The sequence below is a fragment of the Gemmatimonadota bacterium genome, from assembly GCA_040388535.1.
Taxonomy (GTDB): Bacteria; Gemmatimonadota; Gemmatimonadetes; order Gemmatimonadales; family GWC2-71-9; genus Palsa-1233.
In genome coordinates this window covers 1-18312 of record JAZKBR010000008.1, presented here as the reverse complement: position 1 = coordinate 18312, position 18312 = coordinate 1, and the positions used below count along the sequence as shown (strand labels likewise).

The window sequence follows — 18312 nt, the reverse complement described above, 5'->3', positions numbered from 1 at the left end:
ACCTTCTCTCTCACAACAGATCGCCCCTGGCGCCCTCCCCTGGAGTGCCATGCCCGCGGTACCGCCCTTTCAACTGATCACCCTTGGCCGCCTCGCCCTGCTCGACCACGAGGGGCGTGACCTCCTCCCCCGCGACGTCGCCAAGCCGCTCGCCCTGCTGGCGTACCTCGCCGCCGCGCCTGGCCGCCGCTGTTCACGCGAGCGGCTCGTCGATCTCTTCTGGGGCGATTCCGCGCTCGAACAGGGCCGCGCATCACTCCGTCAGGTGGTCTACCGCCTCCGTGAGGTACTTGGCGATGCGGCCCTGGCCAACGATGGCACCGACCTCCGCCTGACTCAGGAACTCCATACCGATCGCGACAGCTTTCTCTGCGCGCTGGAACAGGGGCAACTCGAGCCCGCGTTGGCCCTCTACCAAGGCGCCTACGTCACCCAGTTCGTCTCGCGCGGCACCTCGCAGTTCGAACAGTGGCGCGATCAGGAGCAGGATCGGCTCCACGATCTCTTTACCAACACCGTCGACGTGGCCGGAGAGCGGGCCCTCGCGGCGGGGCACGCCGCGGAGGCAAGCGCGCTCGCAAGGCGCGTACTCGACGATTACCCCCTCGATGAACGCGGCTGGCGTCTCCGGCTACAAGCGGAACAACTGGCCGGCAGCAGCATCCACCTCGCCGCGAGCATCGCCGAACTGCGTCGCCGCTTCGCCGCCGAGGGGTGGCAGCCGCAGCCACGCACGCTGCAGCTGGTGGCTTCACTCGAGCAGATCCGACGCAGCTCACACGATGCGAGTGGCGGCGTGCTGCTCGAGGCGGACCTGGTGGGACGCGGAGCAGTGATGGCCGCGATGTACGAGCAGTGGAAGGGGGTTGCCCGCCACGGTGGCGCGCACATCCATCTCGTCGGCGGCGCAGGGCTCGGCAAGTCACGGGTGCTCGACGACTTTGCGGTCCGACTCAAGAGCGAGCGCGGACGCGTCGCCGTGGTTGGGGCGTACCCCCGGCAGCACTTCGTTCCGGGCGCGATGCTCGCTGCCGCCATCAGCTCCCTCGCTGAACTGTCGGGGACTGGTGGCATCACGCCCGAGTCGGCGCGCATACTCATCGACCTGCAGCCGACCGTGTCCGCACGCTTCCCCGCTGCTGCCGCGCCGACCTCGAGCCCCGCCCGGGCAAGTGACCCGATCGCGGGAGAGGCGATCCACGATCTGCTCGACAACGCCAGCCACAACGGCCCCGTCTGCCTCATCTTCGACGACGCCCACTGGTGGGACGACCTCTCGCGGCGCGTGATCGAAGCGGCGATCGAACGACTCGGCGAACGCCCCATCCTGGTGGTGACCGCATCGCGACCCGGCGCCAGCGAAATCAGCACCGGCCTCGGCCATGAGCGCATCGAACTGTTGCGTTGGACCGACGCCGAGGTCGGTACGCTGTTGCAGAGCATCGGAAGGATCGACGAATCCGAGGTTACCATCACCGTCGCCTCGGCGCTCTGTGTCGCCGCCGAAGGCGTGCCGCTGCTCGTGCTCGAAGCCATCCGTCTCGGCCTCGATCGCGCCCTCATCAGTCTGCGTGATCAGCGGTGGCACTTCGAGCATCTCAATGACTTTCTCACGCTGCTGCGTCCGGGCCAACTGCTTCGCGAACGCGCATCGACGCTCACGCCGCGGCAACGTCATCTCCTGCTGATGGTCTGGCTGCTGGAATCGGAAGTCACCGAGAGCGAACACGCCACCATCGACCCTGATGCGTCGCACGCCATGTTGCCGGAACTCGAACGGCTGGGCTTCCTCTCCTCAAGTGCCTGCGGCTGGAAGATCGCCCACGACGCGATCGGTGAGGCTATCGAGAACACGGCCGATCACGCGGCCCTCCGCGCGGCACATCGCGATGCCGGGCGCCTTGTGCTGCAACGCGGCGACCAGCCGGCGCTGCTCCTCCAGGTCGCCAAGCACGCGATCGAATCGGGTGACCACGCGTTGCAACACGAAGTCGCATTGCGGTGGCTGCGATATCGTCGCGCAGGCAGAGCTACTGATTCAGCGCCCCGCCTCTTGACGGAAGTCTTCCCCCCCGAAGTGCCGTCGTCCGCGATCCGGGCGCTCACTCGCAATCTCCCCGGCGATCTGCGCCGACGCCCATGGTCGGCACGACGGCTCGCGCCGATCTGGGCGGTCGCCGGCGCGGCGGTGGCGCTCGCCGCATTCACCGTGTTCGAGCGCACCCCGATACCCGACGCAACACTGGGCGTCTATGGCGTGGCAGCCTCGGGTCGGCCGGTCGATCACCGCCTCGCCCTGCGTCACGACGGCTGGGGCACGCCCGCCGGCTTCACGATTTCGTCGCGCTCGGACAAGGAACTCGCGCCGTGGGGGAGCACCCCGGCCGAGTCACTCAGTAACGGCCCGATCGGAGACCCCTCAGGCGAGCGATGGATCTTCGCGCGCACGCGGTCAGACTCAAACGGCCCGACCGAGCTGGTGTTGCAGTCCGGAGCGACGGAACGCGTGATCGCCTCAGCGCCCGGAGACGACGCACTCTCTGCCTGGTCGCCAGACGGACGCTTCGTGGTCTTCCAGTCGAATCGCTGGACCACCGGCCCCAGCGCCAACTTCGACTTGAGCATCGTCGACCTCACGAGCAATCACGTCCGCCGCCTCACTGCCGACGCAGCCGATGAGGTCACCCCGAGCTGGTCGCCTGACGGCTCTCGCATCGCCTACGTCAAACGCTCCGCCCTGGCCGCCGGAGACTCGGTCTGCTGGATCGGCGTCGACGGGCGACGCGGGGTGTGCCGGAGCGTGAGTGACCGCGCCATCGGTGCCGTGCTCGGCTGGCTGGATGCGGCGACGGTTGTCGTGGCCGCGGGGTCGGGGACTCGGTGCCAACTCCCGGCGCTCAATCTCGACTCCGGAATCATCGATCATCCACTGCCACAGGGACAGTGCAATGCCACGCTCTCGCCCGACGGGAGTTGGCTCGCGTGGCCCTTGACGAATGGCACAAATCCCGGCCCCTCTCGAGTCGCGATCAGCTCCATCACCGGAGTCGCGAAGACCACCGAGATCGCCTTGCCCACCAACTCGACTGGAGAAATGGCCACCTATTGGCAGGGGCCGTGGCGCACGCATTGGCTCGCTCAGGTGCGTGTCCGCCATCAGGGCGATACGGTCAATGTCGGCTCGAATTATCAGCTCGAACTCCGCGGTGAAGACCAGGCGGGAGCCGCGGTGGCGATTCCGCCCGCAGTCGTGTCGTGGCGATCGGAAGACACCACTGTGGCGCAAGTGGATTCAAACGGGATGGTCCATCCTCTGCGCACCGGGGCGGTGACCATCCACGGATCCGCTGGGGGCTGGCGGGCGGGGGAGGTGCACCTGATCATCGTCGAGCTCGCGCCGACAGTGGTCTATACCGAGGAATGGTCGGGTGACTGGGCGGCCCGATGGCATTTATATGGCGACCCAACACCCGTCACGGTTCCGAGCGCCCCGGGTCGTCCCGCGGCATTTCTCGTCAACGGTGATGGGGTCTACTCTAGCTCGGGCGCTTCGTCGCGACGATTTGATCCGCGGCCCGGAGTGGCGCTCGATGTCCGACTGACCACCCCGATCACCCAATCCAAGTGGCAGGTGATTCGTGTCGGCCTCTCGGCGGTAACGGGGGCTTCTCGCGGCGGGCTGACGGGCAAAGGCAGTTGCACCTTCGCCTACCCGAGCGGTGAGGGGTGGGAAGCGCGCACCCAGGCGATTTCACCCGCGGGTGTCGTGGTGGTTGGCAACACGTTGCGATCCGGCGACTGGTATGACGTGCGGGTCCAGATCTTCCCCGATGGAACCTGCGGCATGGCGATCAATGGCATTCCGGTGGGTCGGAGCGAGACCGCCGTTGCGCCACGTGATTCGGTCGCAGTCTCCATCGAAGGCCAGACCGTGGGCTCGCAGCTGCTCGTCGGCCCCCTGAAAGTCTGGTCCGGCGTCCCGGGCGACATTGACTGGTCCAAGCTCCCGCCGAACCCCAAACCGCGCTAGCACTCCCCTCCTCCCCGCTCCCCCTTCCCCCTTCCCCCTTCCCCCTTCCCCATCACCCATCACCCATCACCCGATTAGCTTTATCCGGTAAGAAGGGGAGTAGCCAAGCCGCACCAAGCGGCCGGCGGCATCGTCAACACTGTACGCCTCTCGCGTGCACGGTGCCATCGAGGAACCCGGGTGGGTTTTTCAGGCGAGACCTTCGTTGCAACCCGGACTGCCGGGGGCGACGAAGTCTCGCCTTCGCTGTTTTTGGAGGAATCGCATCGTGAACAACATCAAGACCTTCGTCCTGCTCGCCGGACTGCTCTCCCTCTGCCTCGTCGTCGGGCAACTGCTCGGTGGTGCCGGCGGGCTCGTCATCGGCGGCGGCCTCGGCCTGATCATGACCTTCAGCTCGTACTGGTTCTCCGACAAGATGGTGCTCAAGGGATACGGGGCGAAGCTGGTGACCGCGGTAGAGGCACCCGATCTCTTCGCGATGGTCGATCGGCTGCGCACGCGCGCCGGCCTGCCGATGCCGCGCCTCGCGATTGTTCCCAATCAGCAGCCGAATGCCTTCGCGACCGGACGCAACGCGCACCACGCCATTGTTGCCGTCACTGAGGGCGCCCTGCGCCTGCTGCCGCCCGACGAACTCGAGGGCGTGCTTGCGCACGAACTCGCGCACATCAAGAACAGTGACATGCTCATCGGCACCGTCGCAGCAGGGATCGCCGCGATGCTGTCGGTAGTGCCCTACCTGCTGATGTTCGGACGCGGGCGGGACGACGAGGAAGGCGGCGGCTGGGGCGGGATGATCCTGCTGGTGCTCTCACCCATTCTCGCGACGATCATGCAACTCGCGATCTCGCGCCAGCGCGAGTTCGAGGCCGACCGCGTTGGCGCCGAGATCGCCGGCCGGGCGAAGCCGCTGGCGCAGGCGCTCACCCGGCTCGACGCCATCGCGCAGCAGATCCCGATGGATGTGTCGCCCTCACTGGCGCCGCTCGCCCAGGTCAACCCGCTCGCCGGCGTCGGTGGGATCTCCAAGCTCTTCTCGACCCATCCGCCGACCGAAGAGCGCGTCCGCGCCCTGCTCGCGATGGACGGAGGACGGTAAGTGCTCGGCAGCGTGCACTCGCCCACAGTCTGGCTCGGCTTCAGCGGAGTCATTCTCGTCCTGCTGGTGCTCGATCTCGGCGTCCTGAATCGCAAGTCGCACGTGCTCACCCCGGGGGAGGCCGCGCGCTGGAGCGGCTCCCTCGTGCTCCTCGCCCTGCTCTTCTGCGGCTTTCTCTGGTGGAGTGAAGGCTCGCGCCACGGCCTCGAATTCCTCACCGGTTACGTGATCGAGCTGTCGCTTTCGGTCGACAACCTCTTTGTTTTCATCCTCGTCTTCCAGTATTTCGATGTGCCCGCGAAGCTCCAGCCCAAGGTGCTCAAGTGGGGCATCCTCGGCGCAATCGTCATGCGGGCCATCATGATCGGCCTCGGCGCCCTGCTGCTGCAGCGCTTCAGCTGGATCATCTATCTCTTTGGCGGCATCCTGGTCTTTACCGGGATCCGGATGTACCTCGCGAAGGCCGAAGACACGATGGACCTCGAGCGCAATCCGGTGGTCCGGATTGTCCGCAAGTTCCTGCCGGTCTCGAAGGCGTATCGCGATGACAAATTCATCGCGCGCACCCGAAACGGCTGGCTTGCCACGCCGCTCCTGCTCGTCCTGCTGGTGGTGGAATGGGCCGATCTTGTCTTCGCCATTGACTCGATTCCGGCCATCTTCGCGATCACCCGCGATCCGTTCATCGTCTACTCGTCGAACATCTTCGCGATCCTCGGCCTCCGCGCCCTCTTCTTCCTGCTCGCCCACGCGATGGAAACCTTCGTCTACCTGAAGCCGGGCGTTGCCGTCATCCTGGTCTTCGTGGGCGTCAAGATGGTGATTTCGGCGTGGGTACATATCCCGATCCTGATTTCGCTCGGGGTCATCGTGGGCGTGCTCAGCGGCGCCATCTGGCTCTCGATGCGGCAGAGCGGCACGGCCAGTTACCTTCCCGAATGACCAAGATTCCTGTCGCCATTCTCGGTGCCACCGGCACCGTCGGCCAGAAGTTTATCACCCTCCTCGCCGAGCACCCCTGGTTCGAGATCGTCCAGCTCGCCGCCTCGGCCGAACGCGTCGGCAAGCGCTTCGGCGATGAGGTCCGCTGGCGCGAGTCGACGCCGCTGCCCGAGTCGGTGGCAAACATCAGGCTCACGGCCTGCGAGCCCGGTCACGGCGCCAAGATCGCTTTTTCGGCGCTCGATGCCGCGATCGCCCGCGAGGTCGAGCCCGCCTTCGCGCGCGCAGGCGCCGTGGTGGTCAGCAACGCCTCCGCGTTCCGGATGGAGCCCGATGTGCCGCTCCTCATTCCGGAAGTGAATGCGGCGCATCTGGGGCTCATTCCGCGGCAGCGTCGCGAACGAGGCTGGACCGGCGCCATTATCGTGAATCCCAACTGCTCAACGGCGGCACTGGTGACGGCTATCGCGCCGCTGCACCACGCCTTCCTGCTCCGGGTTGCTGCCGTGGCAACGCTACAGGCGGCCAGCGGCGCCGGCTACCCAGGAGTTCCATCACTCGACCTGCTCGGCAATGTGATTCCCTACATCGGTGGCGAGGAAGAGAAGATCGAGGCTGAGACCGCCAAGATCCTCGGACGGCTGCACAACGAGGAGATTCATCACGCCGCGATCAACGTCAGCGCGATGGTGCATCGCGTGCCGGTCGTTGATGGTCATATGGTGAGCGCATCGCTCGGCTTCGAGCGTGAGCCGAGCATTGAAGAGGCGATCGCCGTACTCGAGGGCTTCCGCGGCGATGCGACCGTGGCGGCCCTGCCCAGTTCACCGGCGCTGCCGATCGAGGTGGATCGCCGAGCGGATCGGCCGCAGTCGCGACTCGACCTCAATCGCGGCAACGGGATGACGGTGACGGTGGGTCGGGTGCGGCCGTGCCCGCTGCATCATCTGCGACTGGTGGCGCTGGGACACAATCTGGTGCGAGGTGCGGCAGGCGCCGCGGTGCAGAATGCCGAACTCGCGGTGAGCTCAGGCCTGCTGGGGTAGCGCGTCGGGGCCGACGACGCGATTGCGCCCGGCGTCCTTCGCCTGGTAGAGTCGGCGGTCGGCGATATCGAGCAGGGTATCGACGTCACGACCATCGACGCCGAAGCCGGCGACACCAATCGACACCGTGATACGCGACGTGCCGCCTCGCGGCAGTGCAATGTCGGTCAGGCCGATCTGCACCCGGACCTCGTCGAGCTTCTCCATGCCGCGTACAATGTCCGTCCCTGGCATCACCAGCAGGATCTCCTCGCCGCCATACCGCGCTACCACGTCCGTACGCCGAAGTGCGGCCTTCAGCACGCGCGCAAGTTCCTTGAGCGCTGCATCGCCCGCCGCGTGGCCGAAGGTGTCGTTGAAGTTCTTGAAGTGATCGACATCGAGCATCGCGACCACCATCGTGGTCTTGGTGCGCGCAGTCTGCAGCACTTCGTTTTCGAGGAAGTCTTCGGCGTAGGGTCGGTTGAAGAGGCCAGTGAGACGATCGCTGGTACTCTGGCGGCGGAGCCGTTGCGAGCGACCGACGATCGACAGCGCCACCGCCGTCATGGCCACCAGCATGATCAGTCGCGAGACCTGCGTCGACGCCGAGAAGACGCCATACTCCTCGACACCGCGGCGCATCTCCTCAGGCGTGTGCAGGTACCAGGTGAGCTCCGAGAGGAGCCCGTATTCGATGACCGCCGCGACACCGGCCACGACGGTGACCCGGGTGTCGTAGCGTAGTGCCGAGGCGCCGATCGCGATGAAATACACCTCGAAGACGACGCGGGAATTGGTCGTCACGAGGGGCATTTCGATCAGCCAGAAGGCGAAGAGGCCGAACGACACCAGCGACACATCGAGTACTGCGGAAAGGAAGGAGATTTCGCTCTTGTAGCCGCCGGTCTGCAGCGCGCGCTCGAGCAGGATCGCCATCAGCACCGCGGTCAGCGCCACCGCGAGCCCGACGTAGTGCTGCGATTGCGTGGGCTCGAGGATCAGCGAAATCAGCGGACTCAGCGTGATCAGCAGGGTGAGCCAGGTCCGAACCCGGGCCACCACCAGTTCGCCGTCGCGCGAGGCATCGGCCAGCGCTTCGTCGGGCGCGGCGATCAGCCAGCGCCAGAGTCGAGCTGCCCGGGAGTCCCGCGCGGTCGGCGGACTCACATCAACCGGTACTTGGGCCCGCTGCCGCCCTCGCGAGGAGTCCAGCGGGGGCCGAGCACATCGGTCGCCTTGCAGTCGACGCAATTGGGCGGGTTCACGCGCAGCTCATCGCCGATCCGTTCGTACACCCCGGCAGGACAGAGGTGGGCATAGAAGTCGGCCACGTCGCCAGGAATATCGCGACCCACCACAAGGTGCGACGGCAGATCATCGCGCGTTGCATTGCCCGACTTGAACACCGCGTCCACCTTGCTGAAGGTGAGGACGTTGTCGGGCACGAATGGTGTTGCCGCGTGAATTTCGCGCGGGGTGTCGGCGTCGCGCGCCATGGTGATCCGACCACCGGGAAACGCACCACCGGTCAGGCTCATCAGGCCGGCCTTGATGCCGCCTGTCACGAAACCGTCCTTGAACGCCAGGCGCATGTTCCGCGTCTTGTGCATATCACTCACAATCCGTGACTGCCGCACCGCCTGATCATAGCTCGCGAGCATCGCGGCGGTCGCCTCGCCATGCGCCTGCAAGGCACCGGCAATCGCGGCCGCCGCAAGCATCCCCGATTCCATCGCGTAGTGTACGCCCTTGAGCGACGGGACGTCGACGAATCCGGCAGTATCACCAATGGTCACGAGCCCGTTGCCGCTGAGCCGATTCGGGATGGCGTAGAAGCCGCCCTCGGGAATCGTCTTGGCGCCCCACTCGAGCATCGTTCCGCCGGTGAGGATTTCTCGGAAGAGCGGGTGCAGCTTCATCCGCTGCAGCGACTCGTGCACATCGAGCGATGCGTTGTGATAGTCGAGACCGACGACGAGGCCGATCGAGACCTGGTTCGGTCCCATCGGGTAGCACCACGAGCCACCGAAGGCATCAGTCGGCAGCGGCCATCCCATCGTGTGAATCACGCGATCGAGCGGCTTGGTGACCTCCCAGACTTCTTTCACGCCCAGTGCGAAGATCTGCGGATTCTCGCTGGTGACACCCTGCCACGCACGCCACGCTTCGGCAAGCGGCCCGCGGGTTCCTTCGGCAAGCACCACCACCTTCGCGGTTAGGTCGGTCGGTTCCTGGAAAACATCGGTCGGCTGCGAATCGCGATCGAGGCCACCCGGCACCGTGCGCACGCCAATCACCTTGTCGCCGTCGACCAGCAGGCACTCTGCCGGGAAGCCCGGGAAGAGGTTCACGCCAAGGGCCTCGGCCTGCTCGCCCATCCAGCGGACCACTTCCGAGAGCGACGCCACGTAGTTGCCGTGGTTCTTCATCGTCGGCGGCGTCGGAATCCGGATCGACTTCGATTCGGTGAGGAAGTAGACCGCCTCACCGCTCACCGACTGACGGAAGGGGAACTCCTCGTCCTTCATTCCCGGGAAGAGCGCGCGCAAGGCCACCGGGTTGATCACCGCGCCGGAAAGGGAGTGCTCGCCCAGGGCCCCGGCCTTCTCAAGCACCCCGATCGCGAGATCCGGGGCGGTCCGCGCGAGTTGGATGGCGCAGGCCAGCCCGGCCGGTCCGGCGCCCACGATGAGCACGTCCAGCTCGATCGCCTCGGCGCTGGGCTGGTCGGCACGGATCAGGGTGGTCGGGAGGGGCGGCTGATGGCGGACGGGAAGGACGAGGCCCACGAACGGGTCTCCGGGATAGGTTGACCTCAAATATAGGCGAGGAACGCTGGGATAAAGGCGGAACCTTTGCTTGCGGAGGATTCTCAATCCCCCATCACCCATCATCCGTCATCCGTCATCAATCATCCATCATCGCACTTCCACGCCAAGGTCGATGCTCCTCACCGAATGCGTCAACGCCCCCGTGCTCACGAAATTCGCCCCAGCCTCGGCGAAGCTCCGGATGGTGGTGAGCGTGATGCCGCCGGTCGCTTCGATTTCGATGCCGGGCGCGTGGGCGCGCGCGCGATCGGCCCACTCCGCGACCGTCGCGGGGGTCTGGTTATCGATGAGGAGGCGGGTCGCACCGGCGGCGCAGGCCTCGTCGAGCTGCGCGAGGGATTCCACTTCGACCTGGAGCGACACGACACCCCGACTCCTCGCTTCGGCCAGGGCATCGGCGAGGCGGCAGCCATTGCGCGCGAGTGACTGCCAGTGGTTGTCCTTCACCATCAGGGTGCTGGCGAGATCGAGCCGGTGGAGTGCGCCGCCGCCCAGCAGCACGGCGTGGACCTCGAAGATGCGCAGACCGGGCGTCGTCTTGCGGGTGTGCAGTACCCGGCAACCGGTGCCGGCCACCGCCTCGACGTACCGGCGCGTCATCGTGGCGATGCCGGTTGCACGCTGCAGCAGGTTGAGCACCGATCGCTCGGCCCGCAGGATACCCCGGAGACCGCCGTCGATTGTCCCGATCACGCGCCCGGCCGCCACGTCGGCGCCGTCGGTGAAGAGCCAGCCGGGGGCGGGAAGGCCACACATCGCGGCGACGGCATCGGCATAGACGCGACCGGCAAGGATGCAGCTCTCTCTTGCTTCGATTTCGGCGTGTCCGGTCTGCTCCGCCGCGACGGTCACCTCGGAGGTAATGTCACGATCGCCATCTTCGGCAAGGGCCACGCGCGCCACGCGTAACGCGTCGGCCGCAATCAGGTCTGGAGTGAGCATTCAGGCGCCCAGTTCGACCATGCGATCGATCGCGCCGCGGGCCCGCTCGCGGATCGCCTCGGGCACCTCGATCTCGAACTGCCCCAGCAACAACGCATCTCGCACGTCACGAAGCGTGATCGTCTTCATGTAAGCGCAGACCGCCCGCTCGTCGGCGGCGACGAAACGCTTGGTGGGCGCGGCCTGCTGCATCCGGTGAATGATGCCGGTCTCGGTCGCGACGATGAAGGTATCGGCTTCGAGTTTCCGGGTCAGGTTGATCATCCCTTCCGTCGATGCGATGTGAATGCCGTCGCTCGCCAGGTCGCCATCGGCCATTCGGTAGAGCAGTCGTGACGCGCAGCCGCATTCGGGGTGCACCAGCACTTCCGCTCCAGGATGCGCCGCGCGCGTGGCTTGCAGGGTGTCGACGTCGATCCCCGCGTGTACGTGGCACTCCCCCATCCAGACCTCGACCCGGCGGTTCGGCCGCATCCGGCGGACGTGCGCGCCGAGGAACATGTCGGGAAGGAAAAGGATGCCCCGATCCTCGGGGATCGCGTCGATCACGTCGAGCACGTTGCCGCTGGTGCAGCAGTAGTCGAGTTCGGCCTTCACCTCGGCCGTGGTATTGACGTACCCCACCGCGATATAGTCGGGGAACTGCTTGCGCCAGCCGCGCACCTCGTCTGCGGTGATGGTGTCAGCGAGCGAACAGCCTGCCGCGAGATTGGGGAGGAGCACCCGTTTCGTCGGCGCAAGGATCTTTGCCGTCTCGGCCATGAAATGCACGCCGCAGAAGACAATGACGTCGCCCTCGGCCGCAGCGGCCTTGCGCGACAGCCCGAGCGAGTCTCCCACGAAGTCGGCGACATCCTGCACTTCGGGGCGCTGATAGTTGTGCGCCAGAATCACGGCGCGATGCACCGCGGCCAGGGTACGAATCTCGGTCTGCAAAGTGGCAATCTCGTCGGCGTCGACCAGCGGTGGATCGACGACGGGCAGCTGGAGCCTCACGATGTTCTCTCCTGAAAGGTCGCCTTCGGGGTCCGGGGGGCTACGATCGCCCCGGGCTGACACAAAAGCTATTGAGCCCGCGTACATTCTTCCTATTGGATATTACAGGGAACGCCAGAGCCTGGAGTGGCGATGCCAACCCCGAAGACTGATCTGTTGCAAGGGACGCTCGACCTGATCATCCTGAGATTGCTGCGGGCCGGTCCCGCCAACGGCTGGGACGTCACCCAGGCGATTCAGGCGACCTCTCGCGGGGCCCTGGATGTGAACTACGGCTCCGTGTATCCGGCGCTCCGGCGACTGGAGAGCCAAGGCTGGGTCACCGCGGAGTGGGGCCCTTCGGAAAACAACCGACGAGCACGCTTCTACCAGCTTACCCGCGCCGGTCATCGGCAGCTCGCGGTAGAACGGGCCGCGTGGGAACGCTTCAGCACCGCCCTCGAACATATCCTTCACTCGGACTGAGGACGCTACGATGTCACGCCTCTTGTATCGCCTGCGTGCCCTCTTGCGGCCCCGCCGTTTCGACCAGGAGCTGGAGGAAGAACTCCAGGGTCATCTGGCGCGAGAAGCGGATCGGAACCGGGCGCGTGGCATGTCGCCCGACGATGCCGATGCAGCCGCGCGACGGGGCTTCGGGAACTTCGCGTTGCTCAAGGAGGACGCCCGGAGCAGCGCCGCGATCCCGATGCTCGAGCAGGGATGGAAGAACCTTCGATTCGCCGCGCGTTCGTTGCGTCGGCGGCCCTCGTTCACCTTCACCGCCGTCCTGAGTCTCGCGCTGGGCCTCGGGGCGAGTGCGACCGTGCTCGCCGTCTTCAATGCGCTGCTGCTCCGACCCCTTCCCTACGCCGATCCCGGGCGATTGGTCGCGATCTGGCCTGGTCACACGCTTGCCAATCGTGAAGTTGAAGCGCTTCGGGTGCGGTCACAGAGTTATCGGGAAGTCGCCAGCTTCTCCCCCGGCTGGCTGATGCCGCTCACCGGCATCGAGACGCCGCGTCTGCTCAACGCCGCGAAGGTGTCAGGCAATTTCTTCCCGATGCTTGGCGTGCCGCCGCTTCTGGGGAGGACCTTCGGCCTCGATGCTGAGGCAGTCGGCGCTGAGCAGCGTGCCGTGCTCACCGAGCGGCTGTGGCGCGAAGCATTTGGTGGCGATCCGGCGATCATCGGACGCGGAATTCAACTCGACGGCACCCGGTACAGCGTCGTTGCGATCATGCCTGGCAGTTTCGGTTTGATCGACAGCGGGACCGATCTCTGGGTGCCAATGACCATGGACCCGAACGCGATGTCGTGGGAGTACTCAACGACGCTGGGCCTCGGACGATTGCGCGATGGCGTCACCCCGGCGAGCGCGAGCGCCGAGCTTGGGGGCCTCGCCAGGCAGATGCAACAGGACTTCAAGCGCAACAACACCTGGGCACGTGACGCGGCGGTGTCATCACTCCAGGAGAGCCTCGTGGGTGATGCCCGGCTCACCCTTGTCGTCCTCCTCGGCGCCGTCGGCTCATTGCTCCTGCTCGCTGTGATCAACGTCGCCAATCTGCTGATCGTCCGCACCCTCGAGCGCAATCAGGAGATGGCCGTCCGGGCCTCGCTCGGCGCGACGACTCGGCAGGTGGCCGGCCTGCTGATGATGGAGGCGCTGCTGCTGAGTGCCGCAGGCGGGCTCGCAGGACTCGCGCTCGCCAGCGCCGGGCTGTCGCTGCTGCGGCTGATCCTGCCGCCTTCCCTGCCGCGTCAATCGGAGATCGCTATCGACGGCTGGGTCCTGGGTACCGTCGCCCTCCTCGTCGCGGCCGTGGGTGTCGTCTGCACCGTGGCTGCCGTCCGGCAGACCCGGTCTCATGCGCTCGGCAGTTCGCTCCGGAAGGGCCGCTCCATCGCCCATGGCGGGCGGCAGGCGCGCGGAGTGCTCGTGGCGTGTGAAATCGCTCTAGCACTTGTGCTGACCATCGGCGCCGCGCTGATGATCCGCACGATGTTGTCGCTGCGGCAAGTGGATCGCGGGCTCCGCTCCGAACATCTGCTGACCATGCAACTGTTGCCACCCAACCTGCCCGACAGCGGCCGTGCGACGCTGTGGCGCACCATCCTGCAGCAGGTCGCCAACGTGCCGGGCGTGACCGCGGCGGCCACCGTGTTGCACCTTCCGATGAGCGGCCGGAACTGGATGGCCGATATTCGCGTGGAAGGACGCGACCTGCCTGCCGGAAGCCCGCTTCCCCGCGCAGGCTGGCAATCAGTGTCGCCAGAATATTTCCGGGTGGCCGGGATTCCCCTGATCGCCGGACGGCCCTTCAGCGATGCCGACGGCGCCAACGCCCCGCGCGTCATTGCGGTGAATGCGGCGTTCGCCGAGCGACTCTTCCCGGGTGAGAGTCCGATCGGGAAGCGGGTCGCCGCCGGCAACGCAACCCGCGATCAGATTGCGACCATCGTCGCTGTCGTGGGCAACGTGCGCCACGACTCGCTGAACGTCCAGCCGACTCCCGAGGTCTACGCCACGATGTGGCAGCGCCCGGTCGGGGCCTCTGCGCTGATCGTCCGCACGTCGGTGAGTCCGGTCGTCGTTGCGCCGGCAATTCGTCAGCGAATCGCCGAGATCAACCGGGACATTCCCATCTCCGACATTCGCACGATGGACGATGTGTACGCGGCGTCCCTGCAGCGACCGCGGATGGTCCTGGCGCTGATGGGCGTCTTTGCGACGCTGGGACTGCTGCTGAGCGGGGTCGGGATCTATGGCGTCGTGGCGTACGGCGTGCGCCAGCGCCGGAAGGAGATCGGCATCCGGCTCGCGTTAGGGGGCAGCATCGATTCCATTCGCCGCCTGGTGGTTCGTGAAGGACTGCGCTACGCGCTGCTCGGTGTGGGTATCGGCTTGCCGGCCGCCTTCGTGCTCACCCGGCTGATGCGCGGGCTGGTGTTCGGGATACCGACCTTCGATCCACTCTCGTTTGCCGGTGTGGCGACGATCCTCCTCCTGATCGCGATCCTGGCATCCTGGGCGCCGGCGCATCGGGCCACCCGGACCAATCCGGTCGAAGTCTTGCGCGAGTAAGTCGCTATTCGGGGCGCGGTTTCGGAAAATCGGTCCGTCGATGTCCGCCGCGCGATTCGCGCCGACCACGAGCGGTCCGGGCGATGAGCGCCGCGAGGCGGATCATGTCGGCCGTGTGCCAGGCGCCTTCGGGCACGGCGGCCAGCAATGCGGCGAGCGCGAGTTCGGCCTCGGCCAGCCCGGGTTCAGTACGCAGCAATCCGACGTCGTGCGTCATCACCGAGCGCATCTTCACCAGCAGCGCCTGGGCGTCGGGTCCGCGGTCGGCTCCGGTGTCGTGATCGTCCGGCGCGGGAGAGAAACCAACCGGTGCGTGAGGTGACGCGGTGATGCTTTCTCCCACCTGTCGCCCGGCACGATCGGCAAAGACCAGACCTTCGAGCAGTGAATTGGACGCGAGCCGATTGGCGCCGTGCACCCCGGTCTGGGCGCATTCGCCTGCGGCCCACAGCCCTGGCACCGAACTCTGGCCATCGAGATCGGTCTGAATGCCACCCATGGCATAGTGCATTGCGGGGGCAATCGGCAGCAGATCGTGCGCGAGGGAAAGGTGGTGTTGCGCCACCAGCGCCGCGACCCCCGGAAAGCGCGCCTCGACGTCATCGACGTGGCGAGCATCGAGGAACGCATCGCCACGCAGCGCTCGTCCCGCGACCGCGCGGGCCACGATGTCACGCGGCGCAAGCTCGCCTCGCGGATCGGCATCGAAGGCGAAGCGGCGCCCAGCGCCATCGACCAGCCACGCCCCCGCGCCACGCAACGCCTCAGTCAGGAGTGGCGCAGGATTCACTCCCGCGACGTGCAGCGCGGTGGGATGGAACTGCAGGAATTCGATGTGCTGCAACCGGGCGCCAACCGCGTGGGCGAGCGACCAGCCATCACCCGTCGCCACCGGCGGATTGGTGGTGACTTCGAAGAGCTGTCCGACGCCGCCGGTCGCGAGGATCACGGCGGGCGCAGTGACCGCCGTCCCCTCGCCATCCTCGCCGACGAGAATCGCGCCGACCACCCTGCCATCGCGCAGCACCAGGCGGCGGACCCGGGTGCGCTCGCGCAATTCGATGCGCGGATCGCGTCGCACCACGCGGCTCAGTGCGGATACCAGTGCGGCGCCGGTGCGGTCGCCCTCCGCGTGAATGATGCGGGCACGCGAGTGTGCCGCCTCGAGACCGAAGCGGAGGGTGCCATCGGGGCCACGATCGAATTCGGCCCCGAGCTCGAGCAACTCGCGTACGCGCGCGGGGCCTTCGGTCGTGAGGACGTCGACGGCCTCTGGATCGGCCAGGCCATCAGACGCGGCGATGGTATCGGCGGCATGCAACGCGGGGGAATCGCCGGCATCCATTGCCACGGCGATCCCCCCCTGTGCCCACGCCGTGTTGGAGTCGGCGAGGGTTTCCTTGCTGACCAGCAGGACGTGGTGGCCCTCGGACGCGAGGCGCCACGCCGACCAGAGTCCGGCCACACCGGTGCCAACGACCAGTGGGCGTTGCATCGGCGCTAGTGCGCCTTCGCCGCTCGCACTGCTGCCGTGAGCGCCGGCATCACCTCGAAGAGGTCGCCCACGATTCCGTAGTCGGCCACCTTGAAGATCGGTGCGTCCTTGTCGCGGTTTACGGCGACGATGACCTTGCTCGTGCGCATCCCGGCGAGATGCTGAATCGCGCCGGAGACGCCGACCGCGATATAGAGCTCGGGTGCGACGGTCTTGCCGGTCTGGCCAACCTGCGCCCCGTGCTCGATCCACCCGGCATCCACGACGGCACGCGACGCACCGACGGCCGCCTCGCCACCAAACGCCTCGGCGAGTTCCTCGAGCAACGCGAAATGCTTCGGATCGCCAAGCCCGCGGCCACCGGCGATGATCACCCGTGCCTCGGCGACATCGATGCTGGCCTTCTCGGGCGCACGGATACCGGTCACGGTGAGCCGCTTGAAATAGGTCGGTACGTTGGCGGGCTCACGAGTTCCGGCCTTCGCTGCGCTGACGCCGGCGTATGCACCAGGCCGCACCGCGAGCACCACGGTCCCGCTCAACATCACGGTCTGGATTGCCTTGCCGGCGTAGACGGGTCGGACCGCACGAATGTTGGCGCCGTCGATATCCACCGCCGTGACATCCATCCCGCAGCAGCCACCGAGTCGCGCGGCGAGGCGGGGCGCGAGGTCTTTCCCGGTCGCTGTCGCCGAGACGAGCACCGCGCGATACTGCGGCGCAACGGCGGCCACCGTGGCCACGATGCCGTCGGGGCAGTACACCGAGAAATCCGCCGCGGTCGCAACCAGCACGCGGTCGGCGCCTGCGGCACCGAGCGCATCGAGGCCGGCGACATCACCCGCACCGCACACCAGCGCATCGACGGTGGTCCCGGCCTGATCGGCGAGGCGGCGCGCGGCCGCGAGGAGTTCGACGCTTCCCTTCCGGAGGGCGCCGTTCCGCTGCTCGAGAATCGCAAGAATCGCCGTCATCAGAGCACCTTCGCTTCGGTCGTGAGCAACTGGATCAGGGCAGGCACCGCGGCCGCACCCTCACCAACAATGCGTCCTGCCGCGCGTTCGGCCGGCAGTGCGAGAGAGACGATCTCCACCTTGCCCGCAGGCGCCGTCACCGGGACGATGTCCAGCGGCTTCTTCTTGGCCGCCATGATTCCCTTGAGCGACGGCAGGCGCGGTGTGTTGAGTCCCTTGTCGCAGGTGAAGACCGCGGGAAGCGAGCAGCCCGCGTGCTCGACTCCGCCCTCGACTTCGCGAGCAACGGTGGCACGACCATCGGCCACCTCCAGCGCAGTGATGGCAGTGGCACACGGCAGGCCGAGGAGCTCGGCGACCATCGCGCCGGTCTGCTGACCATAGTCATCCACGGCGAGCTTGCCGAAGAGGACGAGGTCGTAGCTGCCATCCTTCAGATGATCAGCCAGGACGCGGGCATTCGAGAGCCCGTCGGCCGATGGGGCGCCCTGCAGGTGCACTGCACGGTCGATGCCCATTGCCAGGGCGGTGCGCAGCGTCTCCTGGACATTGTCCGGCCCGAAAGCGACCACGACGGTCTCCCCCGCACCGGCGGCGTCCTTCAACGCGATCGCGGCCTCGAGCGCGTATTCGTCGTACGGATTCGGGACAAACTTCAACCCCGCTTCATCTATGGCCTTCCCACCGGCGCCGATGACGATCTTGCTCGTCGTATCGGGGACGCGGCGTAAGCAGACGGCGATCTTCATGGACGCTCCAAACAAGTTGTGGATCAGTGCATTTGATGACGGATGACAGATGACAGATGATCGATCGGCGATCGCTATCCCTGGATGACCATCAATGACTCGTCATCTGTCATCTGTCATCTGTCATCTGTCATCTGTCATCTGTCATCTGTCATC

At 66.5% G+C, this 18312-nt stretch carries 13 protein-coding genes; 6 read left to right on the top strand and 7 right to left on the bottom strand.

Annotated features, from left to right (window positions below; translation table 11 throughout):
• Nucleotides 1-49: 49 nt before the first annotated feature.
• From V4558_14945 to asd, 4 genes are all read left to right on the top strand, one after another.
• The gene (locus tag V4558_14945; GenBank protein MES2306798.1) at nt 50-4030 is read left to right on the top strand and encodes an AAA family ATPase; all 3981 of its coding nucleotides are present in this window, start codon (nt 50-52) and stop codon (nt 4028-4030) included.
• Nucleotides 4031-4298: 268 nt separating this feature from the next.
• Complete coding sequence (locus tag V4558_14940) at nt 4299-5132, top strand: M48 family metalloprotease (GenBank protein ID MES2306797.1); 834 nt, start codon at nt 4299-4301, stop codon at nt 5130-5132.
• Nucleotides 5133-6074 carry a TerC family protein gene (locus tag V4558_14935; protein ID MES2306796.1) on the top strand — a complete coding sequence of 314 codons (942 nt, stop codon included), beginning with the start codon at nt 5133-5135 and terminating at the stop codon, nt 6072-6074.
• Entirely contained in the window at nt 6071-7120 is a 1050-nt protein-coding gene (asd, locus tag V4558_14930) for an aspartate-semialdehyde dehydrogenase (protein ID MES2306795.1), read from the top strand. Before V4558_14935 ends, asd begins: the two co-directional genes overlap by 4 nt.
• Here the strand turns inward: asd and V4558_14925 are convergent.
• From V4558_14925 to nadA, 4 genes are all read right to left on the bottom strand, one after another.
• Entirely contained in the window at nt 7103-8269 is a 1167-nt protein-coding gene (locus V4558_14925; GenBank protein MES2306794.1) for a GGDEF domain-containing protein, read from the bottom strand. The genes asd and V4558_14925 overlap by 18 nt on opposite strands.
• Nucleotides 8266-9891, bottom strand: a complete 1626-nt coding sequence (locus V4558_14920) for an electron-transfer flavoprotein:ubiquinone oxidoreductase (GenBank protein ID MES2306793.1) — start codon at nt 9889-9891, stop codon at nt 8266-8268. Before V4558_14920 ends, V4558_14925 begins: the two co-directional genes overlap by 4 nt.
• A gap of 129 nt (nt 9892-10020) precedes the next feature.
• Entirely contained in the window at nt 10021-10875 is an 855-nt protein-coding gene (nadC, locus tag V4558_14915) for a carboxylating nicotinate-nucleotide diphosphorylase (GenBank protein MES2306792.1), read from the bottom strand.
• Nucleotides 10876-11871 (bottom strand): quinolinate synthase NadA, encoded by a 996-nt coding sequence (gene nadA / locus V4558_14910; protein ID MES2306791.1) that lies wholly within the window; start codon nt 11869-11871, stop codon nt 10876-10878. It lies immediately after the preceding gene.
• A 132-nt stretch (nt 11872-12003) separates the two neighbouring features.
• On the opposite strand from nadA, the gene V4558_14905 reads away from it, so the two are divergent.
• Nucleotides 12004-12336 carry a PadR family transcriptional regulator gene (locus V4558_14905; protein MES2306790.1) on the top strand — a complete coding sequence of 111 codons (333 nt, stop codon included), beginning with the start codon at nt 12004-12006 and terminating at the stop codon, nt 12334-12336.
• 10 nt (nt 12337-12346) lie between these two features.
• On the top strand, nt 12347-14938 hold the full coding sequence (locus tag V4558_14900; GenBank protein ID MES2306789.1) for an ABC transporter permease: 2592 nt from the start codon (nt 12347-12349) through the stop codon (nt 14936-14938).
• Nucleotides 14939-14942: 4 nt separating this feature from the next.
• On the opposite strand, the gene nadB is transcribed toward V4558_14900, so the two are convergent.
• The 3 genes from nadB to V4558_14885 are packed head-to-tail and all read right to left on the bottom strand — an operon-like array spanning nt 14943 to nt 18156.
• Nucleotides 14943-16433, bottom strand: coding sequence for an L-aspartate oxidase (nadB, locus tag V4558_14895; protein MES2306788.1), 1491 nt, complete (start codon nt 16431-16433; stop codon nt 14943-14945).
• 5 nt (nt 16434-16438) lie between these two features.
• Nucleotides 16439-17407: an electron transfer flavoprotein subunit alpha/FixB family protein gene (locus tag V4558_14890; protein ID MES2306787.1), complete on the bottom strand. Its 969-nt coding sequence runs from the start codon at nt 17405-17407 to the stop codon at nt 16439-16441.
• A complete protein-coding gene (locus V4558_14885) occupies nt 17407-18156 on the bottom strand; it encodes an electron transfer flavoprotein subunit beta/FixA family protein (protein MES2306786.1) in 750 nt (249 codons plus the stop codon). Before V4558_14885 ends, V4558_14890 begins: the two co-directional genes overlap by 1 nt.
• Between the last annotated feature and the right edge of the window lie 156 nt (nt 18157-18312).